General features: G+C 65.4%; 20 protein-coding genes and 1 pseudogene. 15 read left to right on the top strand and 6 right to left on the bottom strand.

Annotated elements, in window-relative coordinates; genetic code table 11:
- Positions 1 to 40: 40 nt before the first annotated feature.
- Entirely contained in the window at positions 41 to 958 is a 918-nt protein-coding gene (locus ACEOAC_RS11080) for a LysR family transcriptional regulator (RefSeq protein ID WP_077235210.1), read from the top strand.
- 51 nt (positions 959 to 1,009) lie between these two features.
- Here the strand turns inward: ACEOAC_RS11080 and ACEOAC_RS11075 are convergent, their stop codons facing one another.
- From ACEOAC_RS11075 to ACEOAC_RS11065, 3 genes are all read right to left on the bottom strand, one after another.
- Positions 1,010 to 1,750: an LrgB family protein gene (locus ACEOAC_RS11075; protein WP_006462990.1), complete on the bottom strand. Its 741-nt coding sequence runs from the start codon at positions 1,748 to 1,750 to the stop codon at positions 1,010 to 1,012.
- Positions 1,750 to 2,157 (bottom strand): CidA/LrgA family protein, encoded by a 408-nt coding sequence (locus tag ACEOAC_RS11070; RefSeq protein ID WP_006462989.1) that lies wholly within the window; start codon positions 2,155 to 2,157, stop codon positions 1,750 to 1,752. Before ACEOAC_RS11070 ends, ACEOAC_RS11075 begins: the two co-directional genes overlap by 1 nt.
- A 156-nt stretch (positions 2,158 to 2,313) precedes the next feature.
- Positions 2,314 to 3,093 carry a TSUP family transporter gene (locus ACEOAC_RS11065; protein ID WP_413628840.1) on the bottom strand — a complete coding sequence of 260 codons (780 nt, stop codon included), beginning with the start codon at positions 3,091 to 3,093 and terminating at the stop codon, positions 2,314 to 2,316.
- Between the two features lie 439 nt (positions 3,094 to 3,532).
- On the opposite strand from ACEOAC_RS11065, the gene tauA reads away from it, so the two are divergent.
- The 4 genes from tauA (at position 3,533) to ACEOAC_RS11045 (ending at position 7,898) form a co-directional block, all read left to right on the top strand.
- Positions 3,533 to 4,573 carry a taurine ABC transporter substrate-binding protein gene (gene tauA / locus ACEOAC_RS11060; protein WP_413445714.1) on the top strand — a complete coding sequence of 347 codons (1,041 nt, stop codon included), beginning with the start codon at positions 3,533 to 3,535 and terminating at the stop codon, positions 4,571 to 4,573.
- A 48-nt stretch (positions 4,574 to 4,621) separates the two neighbouring features.
- On the top strand, positions 4,622 to 5,407 hold the full coding sequence (locus tag ACEOAC_RS11055) for a taurine ABC transporter ATP-binding protein (protein ID WP_006462986.1): 786 nt from the start codon (positions 4,622 to 4,624) through the stop codon (positions 5,405 to 5,407).
- Positions 5,407 to 6,318, top strand: a complete 912-nt coding sequence (locus ACEOAC_RS11050) for an ABC transporter permease subunit (protein WP_006462985.1) — start codon at positions 5,407 to 5,409, stop codon at positions 6,316 to 6,318. Before ACEOAC_RS11055 ends, ACEOAC_RS11050 begins: the two co-directional genes overlap by 1 nt.
- Positions 6,319 to 6,386: 68 nt before the next feature.
- On the top strand, positions 6,387 to 7,898 hold the full coding sequence (locus ACEOAC_RS11045; protein WP_006462984.1) for a PLP-dependent aminotransferase family protein: 1,512 nt from the start codon (positions 6,387 to 6,389) through the stop codon (positions 7,896 to 7,898).
- 78 nt (positions 7,899 to 7,976) lie between these two features.
- Here ACEOAC_RS11045 and ACEOAC_RS11040 read toward each other — a convergent pair whose 3' ends face one another.
- Both ACEOAC_RS11040 and ACEOAC_RS11035 read right to left on the bottom strand, forming a co-directional pair.
- Positions 7,977 to 9,407: an NAD(P)/FAD-dependent oxidoreductase gene (locus ACEOAC_RS11040; protein ID WP_413628839.1), complete on the bottom strand. Its 1,431-nt coding sequence runs from the start codon at positions 9,405 to 9,407 to the stop codon at positions 7,977 to 7,979.
- Positions 9,408 to 9,456: 49 nt separating this feature from the next.
- The gene (locus ACEOAC_RS11035) at positions 9,457 to 9,870 is read right to left on the bottom strand and encodes a nuclear transport factor 2 family protein (protein ID WP_077235206.1); all 414 of its coding nucleotides are present in this window, start codon (positions 9,868 to 9,870) and stop codon (positions 9,457 to 9,459) included.
- 235 nt (positions 9,871 to 10,105) lie between these two features.
- On the opposite strand from ACEOAC_RS11035, the gene ACEOAC_RS11030 reads away from it, so the two are divergent.
- Together ACEOAC_RS11030 and ACEOAC_RS11025 are read left to right on the top strand one after the other, a co-directional pair.
- Complete coding sequence (locus ACEOAC_RS11030; RefSeq protein ID WP_413445579.1) at positions 10,106 to 10,672, top strand: kinase inhibitor; 567 nt, start codon at positions 10,106 to 10,108, stop codon at positions 10,670 to 10,672.
- A gap of 30 nt (positions 10,673 to 10,702) precedes the next feature.
- Positions 10,703 to 11,524, top strand: coding sequence for a helix-turn-helix transcriptional regulator (locus ACEOAC_RS11025; protein WP_006462980.1), 822 nt, complete (start codon positions 10,703 to 10,705; stop codon positions 11,522 to 11,524).
- Between the two features lie 134 nt (positions 11,525 to 11,658).
- Here the strand turns inward: ACEOAC_RS11025 and ACEOAC_RS11020 are convergent, their stop codons facing one another.
- On the bottom strand, positions 11,659 to 11,943 hold the full coding sequence (locus ACEOAC_RS11020) for a type II CAAX prenyl endopeptidase Rce1 family protein (RefSeq protein WP_413445580.1): 285 nt from the start codon (positions 11,941 to 11,943) through the stop codon (positions 11,659 to 11,661).
- A 93-nt stretch (positions 11,944 to 12,036) separates the two neighbouring features.
- Here ACEOAC_RS11020 and ACEOAC_RS11015 point away from each other — a divergent pair.
- The 8 genes and pseudogenes from ACEOAC_RS11015 to ACEOAC_RS10980 form a co-directional block, all read left to right on the top strand.
- Positions 12,037 to 12,363 (top strand): annotated as a pseudogene (locus tag ACEOAC_RS11015) (winged helix-turn-helix transcriptional regulator); the annotation flags it as partial.
- 558 nt (positions 12,364 to 12,921) lie between these two features.
- Positions 12,922 to 13,317, top strand: coding sequence for a hypothetical protein (locus ACEOAC_RS11010; protein WP_413628838.1), 396 nt, complete (start codon positions 12,922 to 12,924; stop codon positions 13,315 to 13,317).
- Positions 13,318 to 13,575: 258 nt separating this feature from the next.
- Positions 13,576 to 14,067, top strand: a complete 492-nt coding sequence (locus tag ACEOAC_RS11005; RefSeq protein ID WP_006462977.1) for an MgtC/SapB family protein — start codon at positions 13,576 to 13,578, stop codon at positions 14,065 to 14,067.
- Between the two features lie 12 nt (positions 14,068 to 14,079).
- Positions 14,080 to 14,397 carry a YnfA family protein gene (locus ACEOAC_RS11000; protein ID WP_006462976.1) on the top strand — a complete coding sequence of 106 codons (318 nt, stop codon included), beginning with the start codon at positions 14,080 to 14,082 and terminating at the stop codon, positions 14,395 to 14,397.
- A 375-nt stretch (positions 14,398 to 14,772) separates the two neighbouring features.
- Entirely contained in the window at positions 14,773 to 16,080 is a 1,308-nt protein-coding gene (locus ACEOAC_RS10995; RefSeq protein WP_006462975.1) for an MFS transporter, read from the top strand.
- An 11-nt stretch (positions 16,081 to 16,091) separates the two neighbouring features.
- Complete coding sequence (nirB, locus tag ACEOAC_RS10990; protein WP_413445172.1) at positions 16,092 to 18,665, top strand: nitrite reductase large subunit NirB; 2,574 nt, start codon at positions 16,092 to 16,094, stop codon at positions 18,663 to 18,665.
- Between the two features lie 15 nt (positions 18,666 to 18,680).
- The gene (nirD, locus tag ACEOAC_RS10985) at positions 18,681 to 19,043 is read left to right on the top strand and encodes a nitrite reductase small subunit NirD (protein WP_234293887.1); all 363 of its coding nucleotides are present in this window, start codon (positions 18,681 to 18,683) and stop codon (positions 19,041 to 19,043) included.
- Between the two features lies 1 nt (position 19,044).
- Complete coding sequence (locus ACEOAC_RS10980; RefSeq protein ID WP_413628837.1) at positions 19,045 to 20,286, top strand: NAD(P)/FAD-dependent oxidoreductase; 1,242 nt, start codon at positions 19,045 to 19,047, stop codon at positions 20,284 to 20,286.

Here is a 20,286-nt window from a genome sequence, read left to right as displayed (position 1 = left end):
GGCACGCTGGACGGTATTTTTCTTGCAGATCGGAGACAGCTTGGACAAGTTGCAAGCCATGGAAACCTTCGTCGCCGTGGTCGAGAGCGGCAGCTTCGTTAGCGCCGTGGATGTCACCGGCCTGTCCAAGCCGGCCGTCTCGCGCCAGGTGTCGGAGCTGGAGCAGTTCCTGGGCATCCGCCTGCTCCACCGCACCACGCGGCGGCTGTCGCTGACCGATGAAGGGCGCGTCTATTTCGCCCGCTGCAAGGAATTGCTGGAATCGATACAGGACGTGGAAAGCGAGGTCGGGCTCAATTCCGACCAGGCCTGCGGCCGCCTGCGCATCGGCGCGCCCCAGGATTTCGGGGTGGAGCAGCTGGCGCCGCTATGGGGCCGATTCGCCGAAGACAATCCGCTGATCACACTCAACATCACCCTCTCGGACCGCACCATCGACCTGATCGAAGAAGGTTTCGACATGGTCATCCGCATCAGCACCCTGGGTGACAGCCGCATGGTGGCGCGCCCACTGGCGCCGGTGCGCATGATTGCCTGCGCCTCGCCGGAATTCCTGCGCCGCCACGGCACGCCGGAGACCCCGGCCGAGCTGCGCGAATACCCCTTCATTTCCTACAGCTACCGCGCCAATGGCGACGAATGGAGCTTCAAGCATGTGCATGGCGACACCTGCCATGTGCGCGTGCGTTCCACCGTCTATGTCAACAATGGCGTGACCTGCCGCGAGATGGCCATCGCCGGCCAGGGCATCGCGATCCAGCCGGACTTCATCGTCAATGCCGCCATCGCCTCGGGGCAACTGGTGGAACTGTTCGAGGGCTGGAGCACCGGTGAGCAACTGGTGGTGCATACACTCTACCCGACCCGCACCCACCTGCCACCCAAGGTCCAGCGCATGCGCGACTTCCTGGTGGAACAGTTCAAGGTACCACCCTGGTGCCCCAAGCCGGCCAGGTAAGCCGGCAAAATAAGCCAGCAAAGTAAGCCGGCAAGGCAATCGGCGCCGGCCTCAGGCGCCGATCCAGCGCAGGAACACCGGCATCGCCAGCGGCACCACGATCGCCGTGAAGACTCCATTGAGCCCCATGCCCAGGCCAGCGAAAGCGCCCATCTCGGCGCTCACCTGCAGCGCCCGCGCCGTACCGATGCCGTGCGAGGCCACGCCCAGCGCGAAGCCGCGTACCGGATGGCTGTCGATGCGCAGGAAGTTCAGCACATAGCGCGCCAGCACCGCCCCCAGGATGCCGGTGCAGATCACCAGCACGGCGGTCAGCGAAGGCAGGCCGCCGAAGCGTTCCGAAATCGCCATGGCTATCGGCGTGGTGGCTGACTTGGGCGCCAGCGATGCCATGATCTGCGGCGAAGCGCCCATGGCATAGGCAATGCCCACCGCCGACACCACCGCCGTGATGGACCCCGCCGCCAGGCCCAGCAGCAGCGGCACGGCGGCGTGACGCAGCTTGTTCCATTGCTTGTACAGCGGCATGGCCAGCGCCACCGTGGCCGGGCCGAGCATGAAGTGCACGAACTGCGCGCCTTCGAAGTAGGTCTTGTAGGGGGTGCCGGTCACGGTCAGGATGCTCACCACGATGGCAATGGCGATCAGCACCGGATTGGCCAGCGGATTGAAACCAAGCCGGCGATACACCCATAGCGCCACCAGATAGGCCACCAGCGTGGTGGTCAGCCCCAGCAGCGGCGAGGCGGCGAGATAGACCCAAATGTCGGTCAGACGTGCCAGGCCGTGCATCAGTGCGACTCCTGGCCGGCGTCGGGCGTTGTCGGCTGATCTGACGGGGCAGGCGGACCGGACTTGCCAAGCCACTTCATGGCCGCCTGCGTCACCAGCGCACCCACGGCGATGGCCAGTACCGTGCTGGCCACCAGCGCCACCACGATGGCCGGCAGGTCGGCCTTGAGCTGGCCGGCGGCGGCGATCACGCCCACCCCGGCCGGCACGAACAGCAATGACAGGTGCTGCAGGATGCCCCAGGAAGTGGGCTCCATCAGCTCAGCCAGGCGCGGTGATGACAGGAAGGCCAGCAGCAACAGCAGCATGCCGATCACCGGGCCGGGGATAGGCAGGCCCAGCAGCTGGGCGACGCCTTCTCCCAGGCACTGGAAGACGAGAAGGAGTGCGAGCGAAGTCAGGTTCATGGCGGGCTCTTGGGCAGGGACGTGGCCTGCGCGATCAGGAAAGGGCGACATCAGGGGCAAGCCGTGATTGTGCCATCAGGCGGGCCATTTGATGCAAGCCCGTCTGCTGTACCTGCTGCCTGCTGCCTGCTGCTTGCTATCAGCGCAGCATCCCGCTCATCCCGCCAGCGCCACCAGCCCCGCACAGAACAGCAGCGCCGACACGATGCGCTGGAACCATGACGGTGACAGCAGGCCATAGAGCCGTTCCCCCACCAGCACACCGGCCGCGAAGGCCGGCACCAGCCAGGCCGTCAGCGCCAGTTGCGGCAGACCCACCTGCCCGTCCCAGGCCAGGATCATGGCCGCGCCGAAGAACAGCACCATGAAGTAAGCCAGCAGGTTGGCGCGCAGGTGTGCGGCCTGCTCATGTGCCTGCCCGTGATCGGCCGCTTGCGGTATCGCTCCTGCCTCAGCGCGCCGGATGCCATTGAAGTAGTACACCGCCGCCACCCCGCCGATCCCGCACAGCGCTGTCATCAGTCCCGATACCGCACCGGCCGCCAGCGTCGGCGTGGCGCCGCCCCCATGGCGCCAGCGCCAGCCCAGCACGTGCAGGGCGGTCACCGCCAGCACGCACAGGCCGATCAGGCGATGCATGTCGGGCAGGCTGCCGCTGGCGATCAGGCGCACCCCCACCGCAGTGCAGGCCAGTGCGATGGCCGCCAGTGGCAACACCGTCGGCCAGTGAGCCTGCCGGACCCAGCCGCGCCAGCCCTGCAGCGACGCCGCGCAGTTGACCAGCACGATCAGGGCCGCCGCCTCTGAGGACGGCAGCGCCAGGCCGAACAGCGGCGCCGTGACCAGCGCCCCGCCAAAGCCGGTCACGCCCTTGGTGAGACCGGCCAGCAGGCTGACCGCCATGAGGCCGGCGACCAGCGACAGGGAGGCGCTCATGCGGCCACCTCGGGATGGCACACGCGGCAAGAAGAAGGGATAAGTCGGGACATGGCGCAATCATTGCATCGGCACCGGCTGGACCATAAGACCAGCGAGACCTTTCCATGGAGCCAGCCACGACAGCACCGCAGGTGGGCAAGGCGCACAACAATGGTACGAAGACAGCACGAAAGCAGTGCCGCGCCCTGCCCGCTGTACAGCATCCACGCCGGGAAGCCGGCGGAGGCGCGGAGCGCAGCGATATCGGCATTGCCAGAACGCGGCGGACCAGGCATGGCTGCGCTGGTCCAATCGAAAGGCCGCTGTGGCTCCATCGGCTGGCGCAGTTTCTGCGTCAGAGTAGGCGTGTTGCCAACACCGAAACGGGCAACCGCGTGCCAGCCACGGGCCGCGTTCCTTGCTCACATCGCCACATCACGATAACGAGGGGTTCTCCATGAAAGCATTCGCACTGCGTCCTACCCTGACCGGCCTGCTGGCCGGCGTCTGCCTGCTCTCCGCCGTCAGCGTCAGTTCCCTGGCCCTGGCCGCCGACAAGGAAGTCACCATCGCCTACCAGGACATGATGGTCCCCTGGCGCTACGCCCAGCAGCTTGACGAAGCCGCCAAGGAAACCGGCTACAAGGTCAACTACCGCAAGTTCGGCGGTGGCGGCGACGTCATCCGCGCCATGGCCTCGGGCAACGTGCAGATCGGTGAAGCCGGTTCCAGCCCGGTGGCGGCCGGGCTGTCGCAGGGCCTGCCGATCCAGCTGTTCTGGATCCTGGACAACATCAACGACGCGGAGGCCATGGTGGCCCGCAACGGGTCCGGCATCAGCTCGGTGACGCAGCTCAAGGGCAAGCGCCTGGGTGTGCCCTTCGTCTCCACCAGCCACTTCCATGCGCTCATGGCGATCAAGCAGGCCGGCCTGTCGGCGGCCGATGTGAAGGTGCTCAACATGCGCCCGCCCGAGATCGCCGCGGCCTGGGAGCGCGGCGACATCGATGCCGCCTTCGTCTGGAACCCGGTGCTGGCCAAGATCAGCGCCAGTGGCACGGTGGTGACCAGCTCCGGCAAGATCGCCGCCCAGACCGGCATCGCCACCTTCGACGGCTTCGTGGTCAACCGCGACTGGGCCAAGGAGCATGAGAAGTTCATGCTCAGCTTCACCCGCATGCTGGCCAAGTATGACGCCATGTATCGCGCCAACCCGGGTCAATGGACCGGCGACACCGCGCAGGGCAAGGCGGTGGCGGCCATCTCCGGTGGCGAGCCGGGCGAGGTGGCGGCAGCACTGAAGCTCTACCAGTTCCCGACGCCGGCCGAACAGGCTTCCACCAAGTGGCTCTCGGGCGGCAAGGAGGCCGGTGCCGTCAAGTCGCTGCAGGCCACGGCCGAGTTCCTGAAGGAACAGAAGACCCTGCAGGCCATCCTGCCGGATTACTCGGTGGGCGTGACCGACCAGTACGTCAAGGCCATCGCGGCCGGCAAGTAAGGTCGTCGTCCCTTCCCTTTTTCACCCATTCATCCTTGGAGCGCGAGCATGCTTGAAATCGACCAGGTCTCGATCGAATACCCGGCCCGCAAGGGGCCGCCCAGCCTGGCGCTGGACCAGGTCTCGCTGTCCATCCCGGCTGGCGAGTTCGTGGTGGCGCTGGGGGCCTCCGGCTGCGGCAAGACCACCCTGCTCAACACCATTGCCGGCTTCATCCCGCCCACGCGGGGCGAAATCCGGCTGGCCGGCGAGGCGGTGGACGGTCCCGGTTCGGACCGGGGCGTGGTGTTCCAGAAGCACGCGCTGATGCCCTGGATGAATGTGGTGGAAAACGTCGAATTCGGCCTCAAGCTGCGCAAGATGCCGCTGCACGAGCGGCGCCGCATCGCCCTCGAATGTCTCAACAAGGTGGGTCTGCTGTCCTCGGCCCACAAGCAGGTCTATGAACTGTCGGGCGGCATGCAGCAGCGCGTGGGGGTGGCGCGCGCCATCGCCTCCTCGCCCTCGGTGATGTTGCTGGACGAACCGCTGGGCGCGCTCGACGCCTTCACCCGCGAAGCCATCCAGGAACTGCTGCTGGACCTCTGGAACGAATCTCAGGGGGTGTTCTTCTTCATCACCCACGATGTGGAGGAAGCCCTGTTCCTGGCCACCCGGCTGATCGTGATGGCGCCCAGCCCGGGCCGCGTGGTGCATGACCTGAGCATGCCCTTTGCCCGCCGCTACCTGGCCACCCGCGATGCCCGCGGCACCAAGGCCGATCCTGAATTCATCGCCGCCCGCGAACGCGTGCTGGCGCTGGTCCACCAAACCTCGTCGACCGGGATGCACTGATGAACAGCACCACCGCCACCGCCGTCACCAAGCCGGCGCAGGAGACCACCATGCCCCCCACTACCCGCCCTGCGGCCACCGCATCCGCCCAGGCCACTGCCCCGCGCCGTCGCCGGCGCCCGCGCAACTATGGCGCCCCGGGCCAGGGCAGCACCTGGCTGATCAGCACCATCACCCTGGTGGCCTTGCTGCTGCTGTGGTGGATCGCCACCGGCCTGCACTGGATCAAGCCGTTGTTCCTGCCCACCCCGCAGGCCACCCTGGATGCGCTGATTGGCGCCCTGCACGGCCAGACCCAGGGCGACACGCCGTTGGCGCAACACGTGCTCATCAGCCTGAGCCGGGTGATGGCGGCCTTCCTGCTGGCAGTCGTCACGGCCGTGCCGGTGGGCCTGGCCATGGGCACCTCGCGCCTGGTGCGCGGCATCGCCGACCCGATCATCGAGTTCTATCGGCCGCTGCCGCCGCTGGCCTACCTGCCGCTGATCGTGATCTGGCTGGGCATCGATGAAAGCGCCAAGGTCACGTTGATCTATCTGGCCTGCTTCGCCCCGCTGGCGATGGCTTCCAAGGCCGGCGTGCGCTCGGTGGCGATCGAACAGATCAATGCGGCGCGCTCGCTGGGTGCGAGCAACTGGCAGGTGATCCGCATGGTGGTGTTTCCGGCGGCACTGCCGGAAATCCTGACCGGCATGCGCATCGCCGTGGGCTTCGGCTGGACCACCCTGGTGGCGGCCGAGATGGTGGCGGCCACCGCCGGCATCGGGCAGATGGTGCTCAATGCCTCCAACTTCCTGCGTACCGACATCGTGATCATGGGCATCATCGTCATCGGCGTGCTGGCCTACCTGATCGACCTGCTCATGCGCAAGATGGAAGAAAAGCTGATTCCGTGGAAGGGCAAGATGTGAAACCCGCACAGCCGGCTGCTGGCACGCTTCCTGCGACAACGCAGGCTTTGGGACAGCGGAGCAAAGGCGTGCGTGACCACCAGGCCCATCAGGTGATGTGGCGACAGATCTTTCCCGAGCCGGAGCGCCAGGGCAGTACCCTGCAGAGCCAGCTGCGGGTGTGCTTCGTCGATGCCGTGCTGGACGGGCGACTGGCGCCCGGCATGCGCCTGCCCTCCAGCCGCGAGCTGGCCGACATGCTGGCCATTTCACGCAATACCGTGGTGCTGGTCTATGAAAAGCTGGCCGAGGACGGTTACCTGGAAAACCGTCCGCGCAACGGCTATTACGTCAGCGAGCGCTACCTGCACCACCACCGGCCGGCGCAGACCGCGCCCGACCATCCCCGTCGCGAGGCACCGCAGGGGGTGGACTGGCAGGCGCGCATGCAGGCTGAGCCTGCCGGCATCAAATGGCTGGACAAGCCGGAAGACTGGCAGCGCCATCGCTATCCCTTCCTGTACGGCCAGTTCGATCCCAGCCTGTTCCCCATCGCCGACTGGCGCGAGTGCAGCCGCCAGGCGCTGGACGTGAGCTCGATCCGGGGCTGGGCGCCGGATGCCATCGACCATGACAATGCCTCCCTGGTGGACCAGTTGATCAAGCGCGTGCTGCCCCGACGCGGGATCGCGGCGCGCCGGGACGAGGTCCTGCTGACGGTGGGGGCGCAACAGGCCCTGTACCTGGTGAGCGAACTGCTGACACCGCCTGGCTCCACCGTGGCGGTGGAAGACCCGGGCTACATGGATGCCCGCAACATCTTCCTGCGCCGGGGCGCGCAACTGGTGGGGCTGGAGGTGGACCGCGATGGCGTGCTGCCCGATCCGGCGGTGCTGGCCCAGGCCAGCATGCTGTATTGCACGCCCAGCCACCAGTGCCCGACCGGTATCACGCTCTCCACCGAGCGGCGGCTGGCCTTGCTGGAATGGGCGCGCACCCATGATGGTGTGATCATCGAAGACGACTACGACGCCGAGATGCAGTACGTCGGCAAGCCCTCCCCGGCCCTGAAGGCCATCGACCATGAGCGCCGGGTGATCTACATCGGCAGCCTGTCCAAGACGCTTTCGCCGGGCCTGCGCATCGGCTATATCGTGGCACCGGCGGAGGTGGTGGTGCGGCTGCGCGCCTTGCGGCGGCTGATGATCCGCCATCCGGCCACCAACAACCAGCTGGCGGCGGCGCTGTTCATCTCGCACGGCCATTACGACCGTTTCCTGCACCTGATGCGCGATGAACTGGCGCGCCGGGCGGGTCTCCTGATCGACGCCGTGCGCACGCATCTGCCGATGATGGATTTCACGCCACCGGATGGTGGCTCTGCCTTGTGGGGTCGCTTTGCGCCGGAGATCGATACCCGGCTGCTGCGGCAGGCGGCCTTCGAGCAAGGCATCCTGGTGGAATCGGGCGAGGCCTTCTGGCTGGCCGAGCCGGGCAAGGTCAATGGACTGCGGCTGGGGTTTTCATCAATCCAGGCCGAACGCATCGAACCCGGGATTGCGGCGCTGGCGGCCCTGGTGCCGCGCTGTCGCCTGCGCTGAGGAGACACTCTCCTTCAGCGTCTTGCAGCCGTGCAGGGCGCACGCCCCGCACGGCCCTTGTCTCTTCCCTCCCCCTGTCTACAGGATTTCGTCACGCAGCCAGTACCAGCGATAGAGCATGCTCTGCCCCAGGCGGCGGAAGGGTGCGGTCCACTCACCCTGGCGCGGGAAGGGCAAGGCGCTGTCGTAGATGGGCAGCTCGATTTCCGGCCCACGCAGGCCGGCCACGCGCTCGGCCATACGGCGCCCGGCATGGGCCGAGAAGGAGACGCCATTGCCGCCATAGCCCAGGGCGTAGTAGATGCTCTGCGCCGGATCAGGCTGCACTACGCGCGGCATCATGTCGTGGCTGACATCGACCCAGCCCCACCAGGAATGATCGATGCGGATGCCCTTGAGGGCGGGAAACTTGCGGGCCAGCCCGTCGACCAGCAGGCGGTAGTGATGCTCCTGATGGGCAGCGGCGCCACTGATGGCGCTGCGACTGCCGATCTGCACCCGGCGGTCCGGCAGCAGGCGGTAGTAGAAGCGCAGCGTGCGGGTATCGGTGATGGCCTGATGGGTCAAGAAGTTGGTGGCCTGCAGTTCTTCGTCGGTGAGCGGGCGCGTGACGATGGAATTGGACAATACCGGGAACACGCGATTCTTCAGCAGCGGCGTCAAGCCCTGCAGGCCGTAGGCCCCGGTGGCCACCGCCACCGCGCGCGCCCGCACCACCCCGCCGGGGGTACGCAGGTGATGCACGCCATTGCGCGTTTCCCAGCCCGTCACCGGGCTGGAGGGATGCACGCGGGCGCCCAGTGCGCGGGCCATCTTCATGTAGCCGAAGGCCAGTTTCAGCGGATGCACGCAGATGCCCACCGGTTCGTGCATGGCGCCGGCGGCCTCCTGGTCGCCGCACCAGTCACGCCGTACTTCCTCGCCGGTGAGGATGCGGGTGTCGTAACCGAAGCGGCTGCGCATGACCTCGGCTTCGTTGCGCAGGAAGTCCATCTTCTTGGGCCGATGGGCGATGTAGAGATGGCCGCCAGGCTGGGGATCGCAATCGATTTCCTCGGTGAGCTGACGGAAGGTCTCGAAGCCGTTGCGGATTTCCTCGTCCAGCTTCAGCGCGGTCGGCAAGCCCCAGCGGTCAATCCACTGCGAGCGGTACAGGCGACCGCTGGCGTTCTGCCCCTGGCCGCCATTGCGGCTGGTGCAGCCCCAGGCGACCTGGTTGGCTTCCAGCACGGTGGCGCGGATACCGTGCTCGCGTGCCAGGAACAAGGCCGTGGCCAGGCCGGTGAAGCCGGAGCCGATGATGACCACGTCGGCATCGGTGTCACCCGTGATGGGGCCATCGTCCGGCGGCGGATCACCGGCGCTGGCGACCCAGTAGGTCGGCGCGTACTGCATGTTATGACCGGGCGAGCGCGAGACCAGCGGATCGAAGGCCGGATCGTAGGGAGTGGCAGGAGCGCGGGAATCGGTGAAGGCAGCGCCGACTTCGGCGCGGGACAGGCTGTTCATGGCAGTGGCCTTGGTAGCAGTGAGCGGGCGGCGCGGTGTTTGCTGCGGATCAGGCCGGCCTGACCGTGCGGTTCTTGCGGAAGACGTTCTTCTGCAGGATCTTGCCATCGCGGAAGATGAACAGATCGACACCGTCGGCCTCGATGGGCGAGCCATCGGCGGCGGTGCCGGTAAAGGTCCATTCGGACACGCCACGCTCGCCGGACACCCAATGGCGACCATTGCGCCACTGCGCATCGGGCACGGCGATCCAGGCCGAGGCAAAGGCCTTGGCGACCGCCTCCTGGCCAGCATGGCGGGTGCCGTGGGCATCGTGCCCGGCGGCAGTGAGGAATTCACAGTCGGGGTGCATGTAGCTCATGAGGGCAGCGATGTCGTGGCGGTTCCAGGCATCGGAGAAGGCCTGCAGGGTTTCCACCGTCACGGCCGGTGCGGTGCTGAGCGAATGGGATGGCGAGGACATGCGAACTCCATGGGATACCTGATACAGGCGAATACGGCACAGCCTACTGGAGCCTGGCCTGAAGGCCATAGAGCCAGCGGAGGCTTTTGATCAGGCCAGGGCGGCCGGCGATGGAGCCAGTCGATGTGCGGCGGGCAGGATGACGCCTTCTGCACCGCGCCTGACGTTTTCTGCACCATGGGCGGCAGGCGTGGCCTCTACGATGAGCGCTCTTCAACCCCTGTGGAGCACATGCATGAACCATCCCAAACACCTGGCCGCTACCCTGGCCACCAGCGCTGCCCTGACGCTTTCCGCACTGTCGGCCCAGGCGGCCGACTTCAGCGTGACCAGCAAGGACATCCAGGAAGGCCAGACCCTGAGCAACGCCCAGGTCTTCCAGGGCTTCGGCTGCAGCGGCCTGAACCGTTCGCCGCAATTGTCCTGGTCGGGCGCGCCAGCCGGCACCAGGAGCTTTGCCGTCACGGTCTACGATCCCGATGCACCAACGGGCAGTGGCTGGTGGCACTGGACGGTATTCAACATCCCTGCCTCGGTGACCAGCCTGCCGGGCGGGATCACCGCCGAAGGCAAGGGCTTGCCGGCCGGCGCCATCCAGGGCCGCACCGACTTCGGCAGCAGCAGCTTCGGCGGCGCCTGCCCGCCGGAAGGCGACAAGCCGCACCGTTACCAATTCGTGGTCTGGGCCTTGAAAACCGACAAGTTGCCACTGGACGCACAAGCCAGCGGTGCTATGCTCGGCTTCATGCTCAATGCCTCGGTGCTCGGCCAGGCCCGACTGACCGCCCACTACGGACGCTGACTCCGCCGCTGATTTCCCCCCCATCCCCGCATGCAAAACGATCTCGCCATCCTGCCCTTCGCGCATGGTCCCGCACCGACCCTGACCCGCATCCGCGCCCGCCAGGAGCAGAAGCTGCGCCAGGTCTTCATCGGACTGGCCAGCATCTGCCACGTGCGGCAGGGACGCAAGCGGGTCGAATGGGGCAGCCGTCAACTGCAATGCGGTCAGGATGTATTGCTGCTGATCGCCCCCGGCATGCAGATGAACGTGGCCAACCTGCCCCGGGCTGGCGAATATGCGGCCGACATGGTCTCGCTGCCGTCATCGCTGCTGGAGCGCTTCCGCCTGCATTATCCCGGCCAGGGCGTACGCAGCAGCGAAGCCACGGCCTTGGTCAGCGTGCAGCAGGATGCGGACATCCTGCGCGCCTGGCGCTACCTGCTCGACTGCATCCGCGATGACGCGGCCGCTGACCTGCAGTGCCAGGCCGCCGAAGGCCTGTTGCTGGCGCTCAGTCTGCGTGGGGTGGTGGGTGGTCTCTTGCGTGAACGGGGCGACGCGATCAGCCAGCGCATCGAACAGCATCTGCTGATGCTGGCCCCGGAGCAGCGCAGCCTGGAACGGGTGGCCGATGCCTTCCACTGCAGCGTGTCGACCCTGCGGCGCCGCCTGGCACGCGAGCAGACCGGTTTTCGCGAACTGCTGGACAAGGTGCAGCTGGGCCAGGCGCTGGAACAACTGCAGGCCTCATCCCTGCCGATTGCCGACATCGCCGCCTCCTGCGGCTACGATTCCGCCTCGCGCTTTGCGATCCGCTTTCGCCAGCATTACGGGCTGAGCCCTAGCGAACTGCGGCAGACCCTGCCGTGACGGTGAGCTGGCGCCACCCAGCTCAACAACATGCACCGTCATCCCGGTACGAAAGCACCGACAAGCGTATGAAGTGACGTCCGACTGTGGGAAACGGGAGTGACGACATATCCGAAAGTCAATAACTGACTTTCTCATCCCCATATTGAAATAACAAACACCATGAAATTAAACACAGCGTGGACGGCAAATGTCAAAAAAATTGGGCGACCATTTTCTCTATATTTTTCGACCATAAATACATATGCAAGCACGACTCCCGCGACGAAAATTTCGATAGGCCAACGCCCCTCCCATCCATGTGACACTGCGAATAGAACTGCCGAGATCAAAGCTGCAAAGCACAAGTCCAATTTCAATCTTCGCAATATCTCTATACAGATCCATTGGAAAATGATGGTTTCTATGTTGATTTGCATTGAAAACTGACCCACTTTCCCAGGAAATTTGCATCCAAAGTTGACCCATGTTTAGACCACAATCCTGCTCATGACAGCGAGCGGGAGAACGGAGTGATAGACGTGGCCCTACTTGGAATTATTCGACGCTGGTACATCAGAGACCGCATCTCAATTCGGGAAATCGCTCGCAGGCTCGACATTTCCCGCAACACAGTTCGCCGCTACATCCGATCCGATGTCAGCGAACCCGCTTATCCAGCAAGGCGTTCGCCAAGCTCGCTCGATGAATTCACCGCCAGGCTCTCTGCTTGGCTCAGCGCAGAGGCGGTCAAATCTCGGAAGCAAAGAAGGACCCTGAAACAGATGTTCCTGGACTTAAGAGAACTGGGATACGAGGGGTCGTATGACCGGGTGGCTGCCTTCAGCAGGCAATGGAAGGTGGGTCAAATGGAGAGGGTCAAATCTGCGAGCAAATCAACATGTAAGAGAGCCGCACGAATAGCAACTCAAGGAGCTAGCGGAAGCCTATGGAGAAGTCATGCTGGATCTGTGCGCTGCATAAAAGTGGCGTACCTGTTATGCAAGGGATGCCAATAATCGCGATAGTCCGCCTGAGACTCAAGCCAGGCGGTTTGGATGTCGCAGTGAGCAAGGTCCGTGCGTGGTTCAGCACTCCCAGGTGCAGTGCTGCCGGGAAGCTATCAGGGTCGAGGCGATGCGCCGCAAAATTCTCCTCCGGACGCACTGTCCGAAGACGATGTTGGGCCGCGCAAGAACTGATCGCTGCCCGCACGACACAGCGCGGCAGTAGAGGCAGAAGGAGCTGCGTACAGGTAGCGCAGACCTGACCAACTCAACAACAGTCACCGTCATCCCGGTACGAAAGCACCGACAAGCGTATGAAGTGACGTCCGACTGTGGGAAACGGGAGCGAAGCCTAGTATGGCTTCAACGGCTCGCGACAGCGGGACGCCCCCAAAACTCAAGGAGATACGCATGTCATCCAAACCGACTCTGAAATTCCTCGGCACTGCCCTGATCGTTGCCGCCTTCAGCACGGGCGCCATGGCGCAGACCTCGGGCGGCGCTGCCGGCTCGGGTTCCGGTTCGGCCGGCTCCGGCGCCACCGGTGCCACCGGCGCGCAGACCACCCCGGGTAGCGGCAGCAGCGGCGCCTCCGATGCGGGCAGTTCCTCCAGCAAGAGCAAGACCATGCGCAACCACAACAAGTCCGACAAGAGCAGCACCAAGTCCCGTTCGGGTAACAACCCGAATGCCACCGAGATGAAGGATGGTCCCATGGGCACTTCCCCCGGCGGTAATGGCGGCACGGGTGGCGGTTCCGGCGCGGGCGGTGCCGGCGGTGCGGGCGCTGGCGGCTCCGGTTCCTGATCTGTCGCGACAGTCTTTCCTGACATGAGCCGACTTACGAAAGTCGGTCAGCAGGGCTTGACCGGCTTGCACGTTTGAGCGCGGCATGGCGTAGCCTCCGTTCCTTCCCGCCATGCCTGATTTGCCCCGTCGATCCTGACGGGGCTTTTTTATGCACGTTCGTCCGGCGCCGTCTGCAGGAAATGACAGAGTGCGAGGGTACAATGGCGGGCTGATTCCCTACGTCCTGCAAGCTTCCCTAGCCGCCCCGACCGTGCCATGACCGACCATTTCGAAGTCTTCTACCGTCTCTGCTTTGCCATGCTGATCGGCTGCATCATTGGCATCGACCGCAACCTGCGTGGCAAGCCCACCGGCATGAAGACGCTAGGTCTGGTGGCCCTGGGCTCGGCGCTGGTGACGATGGCGGCGATGGATTTCTCCTTCAGTGCCGACGACCATTATCGTGACGCCGTCAGCCGCGCCATCCAGGGCGTGATCACCGGCATCGGCTTCCTGGGCGCCGGCGTCATCATCCATGAACAGCGGACCGAGAAAGTCCGGGGGCTGACCACGGCGGCCTCAATCTGGGTGACGGCGGCGGTGGGCATCGTCTGCGGCGGTGGCTGGTGGCGCGTGGCCCTGATGGCGACGGCGCTGATCCTGCTGCTGTTCGTGGTGGGCCGGCCGCTGGAGCAGTTCATGCACCGCCAATGGCTGCGCAAGAGCGACGATGAACGGGCCGACATCACCGCCCGTGAAGAAGACTGAGCCCGGTCGGCCATGAAGACCCTGCTGCTCTACCTCTGCACCGCCGTGGCCGAAATCGTCGGCTGCTACCTCCCCTATCTCTGGCTCAAGCAGGACCGCTCGGCCTGGCTGCTGCTGCCGGCCGCGCTGAGCCTGGCGCTGTTCGCCTGGCTGCTGACCCTGCACGACGCCGCCTCGGGGCGGGTGTATGCGGCCTATGGCGGGGTCTACATCGCCGTGGCCATGGCCTGGCTGTGGGCGGTGGACGGCATCCGGCCCTCGGCCTGGGATTGCGCGGGCGTGGCGGTAGCGCTGGCCGGCATGGGCATCATCGCCTTCCAGCCGCGCTGAACACCGGCCATGGCCGGGCGGCAAGCTCCCGGCGCACCGCTTTGATGCCCTGCACCCTCACGATGCACTGCACCACGAACGCGCAGCTTGCACTGCAATACATCACACAATGATATATATCGGGGCCACCCGTCAGCTCTGCAGTGGCGCCCTGCTCTCCCTCTTCCCGCCGCAAACCCGCATCGCACGGGCGCCCCACCCGATTCCCGCCGCCTGGCACGACCTTTGCTCATAAGGAGCCAGGATCAAGGATGATCTCCCAATTCGATGCCGATCTAACGATGGATCTGCAAGACACACGGACAATGGCGTCCGCTAGAACCGAGCCCTGCGCTTGGTTCCAGCGGGCGCCTTTTTGTTTTTACAGGACCCGAGATGAGCAAATCCAATCGTATCGAGCTGTTCTCCCTGCGCACGCCGCAGATGCGCGCCTTCCATCTGACCTGGATGGCTTTCTTCGTCTGCTTCTTCGCCTGGTTCGCCTGCGCGCCGCTGATGCCGGTGATCAAGGGTGAATTCCATCTCACGCCCGGCCAGATCGCCAACATCAATATCGCCGCCGTGGCCGTGACCATCCTGGTGCGCCTGGTCATCGGCCCCATGTGTGACCGTTTCGGCCCGCGCAAGACCTATACCGGCCTGCTGCTGGCCGGCGCCGTGCCGGTGATCGGCGTGGCCTTTGCGCAGAGCTACGAGAGCTTCCTGTTCTTCCGCCTGCTGATCGGTGCGGTCGGTGCCAGCTTCGTGATCACCCAGTACCACACCTCGGTGATGTTCGCCCCCAATGTGGTCGGTACCGCCAACGCGGCCACGGCCGGCTGGGGCAATGCCGGCGGTGGCGTGGCACAGGGTGTGATGCCGCTGCTGATGGCGGCCGTGCTGATGCTGGGCGTGTCCCAGGCCTGGGGCTGGCGCGTGGCACTGCTGGTACCGGGCGTGCTGATGCTGATCATGGCGGCGCTCTACTGGCGCTTTACGCAAGACTGCCCGGAGGGCAACTATGACGACCTGCGCGCCGCCGGCGTGACCATCGAAAGCGGCAAGCGCGGTGGCTGGGCGAGCTTCCGCGCCGCCGCCGCCAACTACCGCGTGTGGATGCTCTTCATCACCTACGGCGCCTGCTTCGGCGTGGAAATCTTCATCCACAACATCGCTGCGATCTATTACGTGGAGCACTTCCAGCTGTCGCTGGAGTCGGCCGGCATCGCCGCCGCCAGCTTCGGCCTGCTGGCGCTGTTCGCCCGCGCCCTGGGTGGCTTCATCTCGGACAAGGTAGCCCTCGCGGGCGGCCTGAACCGCCGCGCCACCCTGCTGTTCGTGATGATGCTGGGCGAAGGCCTGGGCCTGCTGTGGTTCGCCCATGCCGGTAGCGTTGCGGCGGCCATCTTCGCCATGCTGTGCTTCGGCCTGTTCACCCACATGGCCTGCGGCGCCACCTACGCGCTGGTGCCCTTCATCGACCGCAAGGCCCTGGGCGGCGTGGCCGGCATCATCGGCGCCGGCGGCAACGTGGGCGCGGTGCTGGCGGGCTTCCTGATGAAGGGCCTGGGCAATACCCAGCAGACCCTGTCGGCGCTGGGCGTGCTGGTGACCGTCTCGGCACTGTGCGCCGTGGCCATCCGTTTCACTGCCTCGGACAAGAACGGCGAAGCCGTCCTGGCCGACAGCAAAGTTGCAGCCTGAGGAGACAACCCATGAAGATCATCGTCATCGGCCACGGCATGGTCGGCCACAAGTTCCTGGAAAGCCTGGCCGAGAGCGGCGCCGGCGAACTGCAGGTCACCATCCTGTGCGAAGAACCGCGCCCGGCCTACGACCGCGTGCACCTCTCCGAATTCTTCGCCGGCAAGAGCGCAGAGGACCTGTCGCTGGTGGCGCCGGGCTTCTTCGATGCCGGCCGTAGCGCCGTGCAGTTCGACCTCAAGCTCAACGCCAAGGCCCAGCAGATCGACCTGGAACGCAAGCAGGTGCTGGTCAACGTGGCCGGCGTGGAAGAAACCCTGTCCTATGACAAGCTGGTGCTGGCCACCGGCTCCTATCCCTTCGTGCCGACGGTGGCCGGCAACCAGCGCAAGGACTGCTTCGTCTACCGCACCATCGAAGATCTGGAAGCGATGCTGGAATGCGGCAGCCGTTCCACCTCCGGCGTGGTCATCGGCGGCGGCCTGCTGGGCCTGGAATGTGCCAAGGCCCTGCGCGACCTCAAGCTGGAGACCCATGTGGTCGAGTTCGCCCCGCGCCTGATGGCGGTGCAGGTGGACGAAAGCGGCGGCCGCGTGCTGCGCCAGAAGATCGAGGAACTGGGCGTGACCGCCCATACGCAAAAGAACACCGTGGAAATCGTCGATGGCAAGCAGCACACCCATCGCATGAACTTCGAAGATGGCTCGCACCTGGAAACCGACATGATCGTCTTCTCCGCCGGCATCCGCCCGCGTGACGAACTGGCGCGCAGTGCCGGCCTGAAGGTGGGCGACCGGGGCGGCATCGTGATCGACAACTGCTGCCTGACCTCGGACCCGGCGGTCTACGCCATCGGCGAATGCGCGCTGTGGAACGGCAAGATCTTCGGCCTGGTCGCGCCGGGCTACGACATGGCCCGCACCGCCGCCAAGCATCTGCTGTCGCACCGCGACGACGCCATCGAAGTGCCGCAATTCAACGGCGCCGACATGAGCACCAAGCTCAAGCTCATGGGCGTGGACGTGGCCAGCATCGGCGACGCCCACGGCAAGGAAGCCGGCAGCCGCTCCTACCAGTTCACCGATGAGCGCCGCCAGATCTACAAGAAGATCGTGGTCTCCGAATCCGGCAAGCACCTGCTGGGTGCGGTGATGGTGGGCGACGCTGCCGAATACGGCACGCTGTTGCAGATGATGCTGAACAAGATCGAACTGCCGGAGGCGCCGGAATTCCTGATCCTGCCGCAGTCCGATGGCAAGGCCAAGCCCGGCCTGGGCGTGGATGCGCTGCCGGATTCGGCGCAGATCTGCTCCTGCAACAATGTCTCCAAGGGCCAGCTGTGCGCCGCTGTCGCTTCTGGCGTGACCAATATCGGTGATCTGAAGGCTTGCACCAAGGCAGGCACGGCCTGCGGCGGTTGCGTGCCATTGGTGACCCAGGTCATGAAGGCGGAAATGAAGAAACAGGGGATGGCGGTCAGTAACCACGTCTGCGAGCACTTCCCCTATTCGCGCCAGGAAATCCACCATCTGGTGCGCGTGGGCCAGATCAGGAGCTTCGACGAACTGCTGGCCAAGCACGGTCGCGGCCTCGGTTGCGACGTCTGCAAGCCGATGGTGGCCAATGTGCTGGCCTCGCTGTGGAACGACTTCGTGCTCAAGAAGGAGCATGCCAGCCTGCAGGATTCCAACGACTACTTCCTGGGCAACATCCAGAAGGATGGCACCTACTCGGTGGTGCCGCGCATGGCCGGTGGCGAAGTCACCCCCGACGGCCTGATCGCGGTCGGCCAGATCGCCAAGAAATACGGCCTCTACACCAAGATCACCGGCGGCCAGCGGGTGGACCTGTTCGGCGCCCGCGTGGACCAGTTGCCCGATATCTGGGAAGAACTGATCGCCGCCGGCTTCGAGACCGGCCACGCCTACGGCAAGTCGCTGCGCACCGTCAAATCCTGCGTGGGCTCGACCTGGTGCCGCTATGGCGTGGGCGACAGCGTGGGCTTCGCGGTGCGCCTGGAAAACCGCTACAAGGGCCTGCGCTCGCCGCACAAGATCAAGTTCGGCGTCTCCGGCTGCACCCGCGAATGCGCCGAGGCGCAGGGCAAGGACGTGGGCATCATCGCCACCGACAAGGGCTGGAACCTCTACGTCTGCGGCAATGGCGGCATGAAGCCGCGCCATGCCGAACTGATCGCCTCCGATCTGGACGAAGCGACCCTGGTCCGTTATGTGGACCGCTTCCTGATGTTCTACGTGCGCACCGCCGACCGCCTGCAACGCACCAGCACCTGGCGCGAAAACCTGGAAGGCGGCCTGGACTACCTCAAGAGCGTGGTCATCGACGACAAGCTGGGCATCGCCGCGGAGCTGGAAAGCGAGATGCAGCACGTGGTCGACACCTACGAATGCGAATGGAAGAAGGCCGTCACCGATCCGGAAACCCGCAAGCGCTTCCGCCACTTCGTCAACAGCAAGGCCGCCGATGGCAATATCAGGTTTGTCGAGGAACGCGGCCAGATCCGTCCGGCCACCGTGGCGGAAAAGAAGTTGCTCGACATCCCCGTCGTCGTCGAAACGGTCTGAACCAAGGAGCCAAGCATGCACAGCGACCAGCAAATCCAGCACTGGACCCCGATCTGCGACCTGGGCGAGATCGTTCCCAACACCGGCGTGGCCGCCCTGATCGGCGACCAGCAGGTGGCGATCTTCCACGTCATCGACCATAGCGCGGGCCAGGCGCAGGCACGCGTCTTCGCCATCGGCAACTACGACCCCAACGCCGATGCCGCCGTGCTCTCGCGCGGCCTGGTGGGCAACCTGGGCGAACGCATCGTAGTGGCCTCGCCGATCTACAAGCATCACTTCGACCTGACCACCGGCGAATGCCTGGAAGAACCCGCCCACTCGGTACCCGCCTGGCCGGCGCGCATCGAGCAGGGCAAGGTCTGGATCGGGGCCTGAGATGGAGACCGGGGCCGACAAGCGCGCCGCCAGACCATCGCTGGTGGTGATCGGCAATGGCATGGCCGGCATGCGCACCGTGGAAGAACTGCTCAAGCTGGCGCCGGACCTGTACGACATCACCGTCTTCGGCGCCGAACCACACGGCAACTACAACCGCATCATGCTCTCGCCGGTGCTGGCTGGAGACAAGAGCATCGATGACATCATGCTCAACCCCCGCGCCTGGTACGACGACAACGGCATCACCCTGCACGCGGGCGACCCGGTGATCCACATCGACCGCCGCCAACGCACCGTGTATGCACGCTCCGGCCTGGCAGTGAAGTACGACCGCCTGCTGCTGGCCACCGGCTCCACGCCCTTCATCATCCCGGTGCCGGGCCATCAATTGCCGGGCGTGATCGCCTTCCGCGACATCCAGGACGTCGATACCATGCTGGAAGCGGCGCGCACCCACCGGCATGCGGTGGTCATCGGGGGTGGCCTGCTGGGGCTGGAAGCGGCCAATGGCTTGATGCGCCAGGGCATGGAGGTGACCGTGGTGCACGTCACCGACGCCCTGATGAACCAGCAACTGGACAAGCCCGCCGCTGCCCTGCTCAAGAAGGCGCTGGAAGACCGTGGCCTGCGCTTCCTGCTCAATGCCCATACCGAGGAAATCGTCGGGCCGGACCGCGTGACCGCGCTGCGCTTCAAGGATGGCAGCAGCATCCCGGCCGACCTGGTGGTGATGACCGCCGGCGTGCGCCCCAATATCGCCCTGGCCAAGGCCGCCGGCTTGCACTGCGAACGCGCCATCATCGTCGACGACACCCTGCAGACCTACGACCCGCGCGTCTATGCCGTGGGCGAATGCGTGCAGCACCGCAAGGCCACCTTCGGCCTGGTGGCGCCGATCTGGGACCAGGCCCGCGTCTGCGGTGCGCACCTGGCCGGCGCCGGCCATCGCCGCTACGTGCAGCAGGCCACCGCCACCAAGCTCAAGGTGACCGGGTTGGACCTGTATTCGGCCGGTGATTTCATCGGCGGCGAGGATACCGAAGACCTGGTGGTGCGCGACCCGCGTCGCGGCATCTACAAGCGGCTGGTGTTGCGCGGTACGCGCCTGGTGGGCGCGGTGCTGTATGGCGACGTCAAGGACGGGCCGTGGTACTTCGACCTGATCCAGAGCGGCCGCGACATCAGCGCCTTCCGCCGCGAACTGCCCTTCGGCCAGGCCATGTGCCAGCAAGCCGCCTAG

Source organism: Herbaspirillum frisingense, from assembly GCF_047325095.1.
Lineage (GTDB): Bacteria > Pseudomonadota > Gammaproteobacteria > Burkholderiales > Burkholderiaceae_D > Herbaspirillum > Herbaspirillum frisingense.
Note: the sequence above shows the minus strand (reverse complement) of the source record. Positions and strands in the feature narration are given on the sequence as shown.